1 protein-coding gene is annotated in these 8129 nt (G+C 71.2%); it reads right to left on the reverse strand.

What is annotated here, in order from left to right:
• A partial coding sequence (locus tag RJ03_RS22850; protein ID WP_157163481.1) for a non-ribosomal peptide synthetase occupies nt 1-8129 on the reverse strand: 8129 nt, incomplete at both ends.

Below are 8129 nucleotides of genomic sequence, written 5' to 3' on the forward strand. Positions count from 1 at the left end.
GCATTCCGGCGCCGCGATGTCGAGGATGTGCCGAACGCGCTCGTCCGGCTGATCCGGATCGATCGGCACATAGGCGGCGCCGGCCTTGAGTACCGCGTAGACGGCGACCAGCAGTTCGACCGAGCGCGGCAGCGCCACCGCCACTCGCTGCTCCGGGCCGATCCCGCGGCCGATCAGATACCGCGCCAGCCGGTTGCTCCGGGCATCGAATTCGGCGTAGGTCAGAACCCGTTGTGCCACAGCACTTCCCGAGCGATCCTCGGCGAGTGCCACCGCCTCCGGATGTGCGGCCACCGCGGACGCGAACCGGGCGGTCAGCGTGTCCGGATGTTCACTGCCCGAAACCGGCGGCAGCTCCCGCGCGGTGTCGTTGTAGTCGACCAGGATGCGGGTGCGTTCGGCGTCGTCCAGCAGGTCGATATCGCCGATCGTGACCTCCGCGTCGGCGGCGACCCGGTCGATCACCCGCAGGAAGCGCTGCACGAAGTGCTGCACCGTGGCGGCGTCGAACAGGTCGGTGGCGTAGGTGACGGCGGCCGAGATGCCCGCCGCGGCGCCCTGCTCGTCGTAGGTGTCCGTCAGATACCAGTGCAGATCGAATTGCGATGTGCGCGTGTCGATCTCGAGTTCACTGACCGTCACGCCGGGCAGCCGCACCTCGGTCCGATTCAGGTTCTGGAACGACAGACCCACCTGGAACAGCGGATGCCGTGCCGTGGACCGGACCGGATCGAGCAGTTCCACCAGCCGCTCGAACGGCACATCGCTGTTGGCGAAGGCGGCCAGATCCGTCTCGCGCACCTGGTCGAGCAGCTCGGCGAACGATGCCTGCGGCGCGACCCGAGCACGCAGGACCAGGGTGTTGACGAACATGCCGATCAGGTCGTCGAGTTCCGCCTCGCCCCGGCCCGCGATCGGCGCACCGACCGCGACATCCTCGGTGGCGGCGAGCCGGGCCAGCAGGATCGACAGCGCGGCGCGGACCACCATGAACAGGGAGGCGTGCCGGGTCCGTGCCAACCGGTGCAGGGCGGCATGCCGCTCGGCGCCGATCTCGAACGTCAGCGCCCGGCCCCGTAGCGACTGCACCTTCGGGCGCGGCCGGTCCGTGGGCAGTGGCAGCTGTTCGGGCAGATCCGCGAGGGCGGACCGCCAGTGCGCGAGCTGACCCGCGACCAGCGACCGCGGATCGTCCTCCGCGCCGAGCAGTTCGCGCTGCCACAGTGCGTAATCGGCGTACTGCACCGGCAGCGCGGACCACTGCGGCGCCGCCGCGGCCGTGCGCGCCGCGTAGGCGGTCAGCAGATCCCGGGTCAGCGGCACGGCCGAGGCGCCGTCGGCGCAGATGTGGTGCATCGACAGCACCACGATGTGCTCGGACGTATCCGTGACCCGCAGCAGTGCCGCGCGCACCGGAATGTCACGCGTGACGTCGAAAGGGCGCGAAAGTATGTGCGAGACTGCGCTTTCCACCTCGCCGGCGGTCACCGATCCGACCGTGAACCCGGCATCCGCGTCGGCCAGGATCTGCTGGAACGGTCCGTCGTCGGCCTGCGGGTAGACGGTCCGCAAGACCTCGTGCCGCTCGACCACATCGGCGAAGGCGAGCTCGAGTGCCGCGGCGTCCACCGCACCGGTCAGGCGCACCGCGAACGGTACGTTGTAGGCCGCGGAGGCGGGATCCATGCGGTTGAGCAACCACATCCGCTGCTGGGCCGGCGACAACGGGATCCGGTGCGGCCGGGTCCGGGCGGTGAGCTCGACCCTCGCCGTACCGGCGTGGGCGGCGAGCCGTTCGGCCAGCGCACGCACCGTCGGCGCCTCGAACACGGTGCGGACCGGGATCCGGGTCGCCGACCGGGCGCCCAGGCGCGCGACGACCTGGGTGGCGATGAGCGAGTTGCCGCCGAGTTCGAAGAAGTCGTCGTCGGCGCCGACCCGGGGCACGCCGAGCGCCTCGGCCACCACCGCGGCGACCAGACGCTGCTGCGGCGTGGCCGGCTCGCGGTACGGCCGTGCCTGGAACTGCGGTTCCGGCAACGCTTTTCGATCCAGTTTGCCCACCGGGGTGAGCGGCACGCGGTCGAGGACGACGACCGCGGCCGGCACCATATGCGACGGCAGACTGCGCGCGGCGTAGGTGGTCAGCTGCTGCGGATCGATCGAACGTCCCGGCACCGCACACACATACGACACCAGCGCGGTGGCACCGGCCGGGGTCTCGCGGCCCAGGGTGACCGCGAAATCGACGTCGTCGTGACCGGTGAGCACCGCGTCGATCTCGCCGAGTTCGATGCGGAAGCCGCGCACCTTGACCTGGAAGTCGGTGCGGCCCAGATATTCCAGCTCCCACTCACCGGTGCCGCCGACGATCCAGCGGACCAGGTCGCCGGTGCGATACATCCGGGTGCCGGGCGCACCCCACGGGCAGGCGACGAAACGGTCGGCGCTCAGCCCTGCCCGGGCGTGGTACCCGCGGGCCAGGGCCTCGCCCACGACGTACAGCTCACCCGCGACACCGGGCGGCACCGGCTGCATGCGCGCGTCGAGCACGAGCGTGGTCGTGCCCGGCACCGGGGTGCCGATGGTGATCGGCACGCCCGCGACCAGAACCGCGTACGCGGAGGAGATGGTGGCCTCGGTCGGGCCGTAGCTGTTGACGAAGCGGCGGCCGGGCTGCCATTTGGCCAGCAGTTCCGGCGTGGTCGCGTCGCCGCCGGCGCCGACGACCTCGAGGTCCGGCAGTCCGGACGGATCCACGGTGGCCAGCATGGCCGGGGTGATCATGGTGTGGGTGACCCGCTCGTCGCGCAGCAGATCGGCGAGTTCCTGTCCGCCCAGCACCGACGGCGGCGCGATGACCAGGGTGGCTCCGCTGCCGAAGGTCAGCAGCCACTCCTCCAGCGACTGATCGAAACTCGGCGAGCAGACGTGCAGGAAGCGGTGCCGCGGTTCCACCCGGCACAGTCGGGTGGCATGGGCGGCCAGATTGGCGACCCGCCGGTGCGTGACCGTCACGCCCTTCGGCAGACCGGTCGAACCCGAGGTGTAGATGGTGTAGGCGGCGTTGTCCGGGCGCAGCGGACGGAGGCGGTCGGCGTCGGTGATGGGATCGGGCGAGCGGCGCGCGCAGGCGGCGGCGGTGGTCTCGTCGTCCAGTGACAACCAGGTGGTGGCCGCGGGCAGATCGGCGGCGAATTCCCCTGTGGTGATGCCGATTACGGCGGCGGAGTCGACCACCATGTGCCGCACCCGATCGGGCGGGTAGCTCGGATCGACCGGCACGTACGCGCCGCCGGCCTTCGCGACCGCCCAGACCGCGGCGATCATCTCGTAGGAGCGCGGCAGCGCGATCGCCACCGACCGCTCCGGCCCGACCCCCGCGTCGATGAGCGTGCGGGCCAGCTGCGAGGACTGCCGGTCCAGCTCACGGTAGGTCACCGATCGGCCGTCGATGCGCACCGCGACCCGGTCGGCGCCATGACGCAGGCCACGCGTGAAGATCTCCGGCAGCAGCCCCTCGGCGAGGACCGGGCCGCCGTCCATCCGGGTGAACTGCTCGTACTCCGCCTCGGACAGCAACGGCAGGCTGCCGACGGTCTGCTCCGGCGCGGCGGCCACGGCCGCGAGCAGTCCGGTGAAGCGCCGGGCGAACGACTCGACCGTGGTGTGGTCGAACAGATCACGCGCGTAGGAGAGGTCGGCGAGCAGACCCTCCCCGGTCTCCTGCACGGTCAGCGACAGATCGAATTGTTCGGCGTCGAAATCGAAATCGACGGCCTCGACCCGCAGACCGGGCAGTGCGACATCGCGCTGCGGCAGGTTCTGGAAGGTCAGCATCACCTGGAACAGCGGATGGCGTGCCGTGGAGCGCTCCGGATTCACCAGCTCCACCAACCGTTCGAACGGCAGATCGGCGTGCCCGAACGCCTGCAGGTCGGTATCGCGTGCGGCGCGGAGCAATTCGGCGAAGCTCACCTCGCCCGGTACCCGGGTGCGCAGCACGAGGGTGTTGACGAACATGCCGACCACATCGTCGAGTTCGGCCTCGCCGCGGCCCGCGATCGGGGTGCCGACGGCGACGTCGTCGGTACCGGCCATCCGTGCCACGAACAGCGCCCACGCGGCGTGCACCACCATGAACAGTGTCGCGTTGTGGGCGCGACCCAGCTCGACCAGATCCGCGCGCAGCTGCCCCGAGAGGGAGAACACCACTCGTCCACCGCGCGCGGACTGCACCGCCGGACGCGGGCGATCGGCGGGCAGATTGACCTCGTCCGGCAGGCCGGCCAGCTGCTCGCGCCAATAGCGAGCCTGCGTCGAGATCAGGCTCCGCGCATCGTCTTCCGAGCCGAGCGCCTGCCGCTGCCAGAGCGCGTAATCCGCGTACTGCACCGGCAGCGGGGACCAGTGTGGAGCCTCGCCCGCGCGGCGGGCGGTATAGGCGAGCATCACATCGCGGGTCAGCGGCCGCATCGACCAGCCGTCGGCGGCGATGTGATGCACCACGAACACCAGCACGTGTTCGTCGGCCGAAAGTCGCAGCAGCGCAACGCGAATCGGCACCTCGGCGCTCACGTCGAACCCGGCCGAGGCCAGCTCGGCGATGCAGGCCGCGACCTCCTCCGCGCCGACCGGCCGCGGCGTGAGATCCGCGTCCACCTGCGACGCGGGCAGGATGTGCTGCACGACGCCCTGAGCCGTCTGCGGGTAGACGGTGCGCAACACCTCGTGCCGGCCCAGCACGTCGAGCACCGCCTGCTGCAGTGCGTCGACCCGCAGCTCACCTTGCAGCCGCACGGCGGCGGGCACGTTGTAGGCCGCGGATTCGGGTTCGAACTGGTTGAGGAACCACATCCGCTGCTGCGCCAGCGACAGCGGCAGCGCCTCGGGCCGTGGTCCGGCGGTCAGCGCCGTGCGGCCGCCGGAGCCGATGTGGCCGTCCACCCGCACCGCGAGCGCGGCCACCGTCGATGCCTCGAACAGCAGCCGGACCGGAATCCGGGCGTCCAGGGCCGCGCCGAGGCGGGCCGATACCTGGGTGGCCAGCAGCGAATTGCCGCCGAGGGCGAAGAAATCGTCGTCGGCGCCGACTCGAGGCGACCCCAGCACCTCGGCGTAGATGTCGGCGATCGTCTGTTCCACCGGGCCCGCGGGGGCGCGGTAGGCCGTCGCCTCGAAGGCGGGGCGGGGCAGCGCGGCCCGGTCCAGCTTGCCGTTCACGGTGAGCGGCAGCGCATCGAGGACGACGAACGCCTCGGGCACCATGTACGACGGAAGTGTCTGCGCCAGCGCCTTTTTCACGTCGGCGACATCGATATCCCCGGCGGACGGGACGAGGTAGGCGACCAGCCGGTCGGCGGTGCGCGGATCGGAGACCGCCAGCACGGCGACCTGGGCGAGTGCCGGCAGCGCGAGCAGCGCCGCCTCGATTTCCCCGAGTTCGATGCGGAAGCCCCGCACCTTCACCTGGAAATCGGTGCGGCCCCGGTATTCGAGTTCGCCGGCCGCGTTCCACGCCACCACGTCGCCGGTGCGGTACATGCGCGTTCCGGGTTCGAACGGATCGGCCACGAACCGTTCCGCGGTCAGATCTGCGCGGCCGTGATAGCCGCGAGCCAGCTGCGCACCGGCGAGATACAGCTCACCGGGCACGCCCACCGGCACCGGCAGCAGCCGCGAATCCAGCACGTACACCCGGCTGTTGGCCTCCGGACGGCCGATCGGGACCGCCACCGTATCGGTGTCGTCGACCGCGTGGACGGTGATCGAGACCGCGGCCTCGGTCGGGCCGTAGAGGTTGTAGAGCGAGGCGGAACTGTCCCGGCGCACGCGCTGCGCGGTGGTGGCGGGCAGGGCCTCGCCGATGGCGAGCACGCGGCGCAGCGAGGCCGGCAGGCTGCCACCGGAGGCGGTGAGCAGCGCGTCGAGCATCGACGGGACGACATGCAGCGTGGTCACCTGTTCGCGCCGCATCAGCTCGTCGAGGTAGGCGGGATCGCGATGACCGTCCGGTGCGGCGACCACGAGCCGGCCGCCGGAGACGGCGGCGGACCAGAATTCCCAGACCGAGAGGTCGAAGGTGGCGGCGGTCTTCAGCAACACCGCGTCGTCGGCGCGCAGGTCGAATTCCGCTGTCTTCCAACGCAATTGATTGACAATCGCCTCCTGGGAGACGGTGACGCCCTTCGGCCGGCCCGTCGATCCGGAGGTGAAGACGACATAGGCCGGATGCTGCGGCAGCAGCGGAGCACGGCGGTCCCGATCGGTCACCGGCGCGGTGGCCAGATCCGGCACGGCGTCGACGTCCACCACTCGCACCGACTCGTCTCGCAGCGTCGGCGCGATATCCGAGGTGGTCAGCACACACAGCGGTGCGGCGGTCGAGAGGATGTAGCCGACGCGTTCGGCCGGCTGGTCCGGATCGACCGGCACATACGCACCGCCGGCCACGCTGACCGCGTACATGGCGGCGATCAGCTCCCGGGAACGGCGCAGGGCCAGCGCCACGCGCGTCTCCGGTCCGACGCCCAGCGCGATGAGATGCCGGGCGAGCCGATTGACCTGCGCCGACAGCTCGGCATAGGAAACGGGTTCACCGGTGCCGTCGCGATCGATGATCAGCGCCGGTGCCGTACCGGCGGCTGCCACCGTCGCGTTCCACATCTCAGGAAGCGTTGTCGCGCAACCCGGTTCGGCCGTGTCGTTCCAGGTTTGCAGAATCCGCACCCGTTCCCGCGGTGCGAGCAGATCCACCGAGCCGACGGCCCGGTCCGGATCGGCACACACCGCATCCAGCAGCCGCAGCAGCCGCTCGCCGAAACCGGCCACGGTGGGGGCGTCGAAGAGCGCGGTGGCGTAGGTGAGGGAGGCGGCCATGCCGAGCGGCGCACCGGACGCGTCGTAGCGGTCGGTGATCACCAGATGCAGGTCGAACTGCGAGACGGCGGTGTCGAAGTCCGCCGCGCTCACCGTCAATCCGTCCAGCGCGAACTCCGCGGCGGCCTGATTGTGGAAGGAGAATCCGACCTGGAACAGCGGATGCCGGGCGGTCGACCGGACCGGGTTCAGCACCTCGACCAACCGCTCGAACGGGATGTCGGCATGGGAGAAGGCGGCCAGATCGCCGTCACGCACACCCGCGAGCAGTGCGGCGAAGCCGGCCCCCGGATCGACCTCGGTGCGCAACACCAGGGTGTTGACGAACATGCCGACCAACTCGTCGAGCGCTCCGTCGCCGCGGCCCGCGATGGGCGTGCCGATCGCGATATCCGTCGAGGCGGTCAGCCGCGCCAGCAAGGTCGCGAAAGCGGCGTGCATCACCATGAACAGCGTCGCGCCGTGGGCGCGGCCGATCTCGATCAGGCGGGTGTGTGCCGCCGCTTCCACGGTGAAGTCCACGGCGGCGCCGGCGGTGGAGACCGTCGCCGGACGCGGCCGATCGGTGGGCAGCGCCAGCTGGTCGGGCAGCCCCGCCAGCGCGCGCGTCCAGTAGCCGATCTGGCGGGCGGCCGGCGAATCCGGATCGTCCTCGGAGCCGAGCACCTCCCGCTGCCAGAGCGCGAAGTCGGCGTACTGGACCGGCAGCGGCGTCCAGCCGGGCGCGGTCCCGGTGCGGCGGGCGGCGTACGCGGTCATCACGTCGCGGGCCAGCGGGACCAGGGAGGAACCGTCGGCGGCGATGTGGTGGACGGCCACGACGAGCACGTACTCGCTGCCCGGTGCGTCGGTGACGGCGAACAGCCGGGCCCGCAGCGGCACCGCGGCCGTCACGTCGAATGGCTCGGTGACGAACTGCGATACCGCGTCGAGCATGTCGGCACCGGGCAGCGGCACCGGCGCCAGCCGCGGCGCCGAGGCGTCGGCGACGGGGAGGATCACCTGCACCGGTCCGGCCTCGGTCTGCGGATACACCGTGCGCAGCACCTCGTGCCGGGCCACCACATCGGCGAACGCGGCGTTCAGCGCGGCCACGTCGAGATCGCCGCTCAGCCGCATGGCCAGCGGGATCGTATACGCGGCGGAGTGTTCGTCCATACGGTTGAGCAGCCACATGCGCTGCTGCGCGAGCGACAGCGGCACCGGCCCGTCGACAGCGCGCGGGGTCAGCGCCACCCGGGCCCGCGCGC

This window comes from Nocardia aobensis NBRC 100429, from assembly GCF_000308375.1.
Lineage (GTDB): Bacteria > Actinomycetota > Actinomycetes > Mycobacteriales > Mycobacteriaceae > Nocardia > Nocardia aobensis.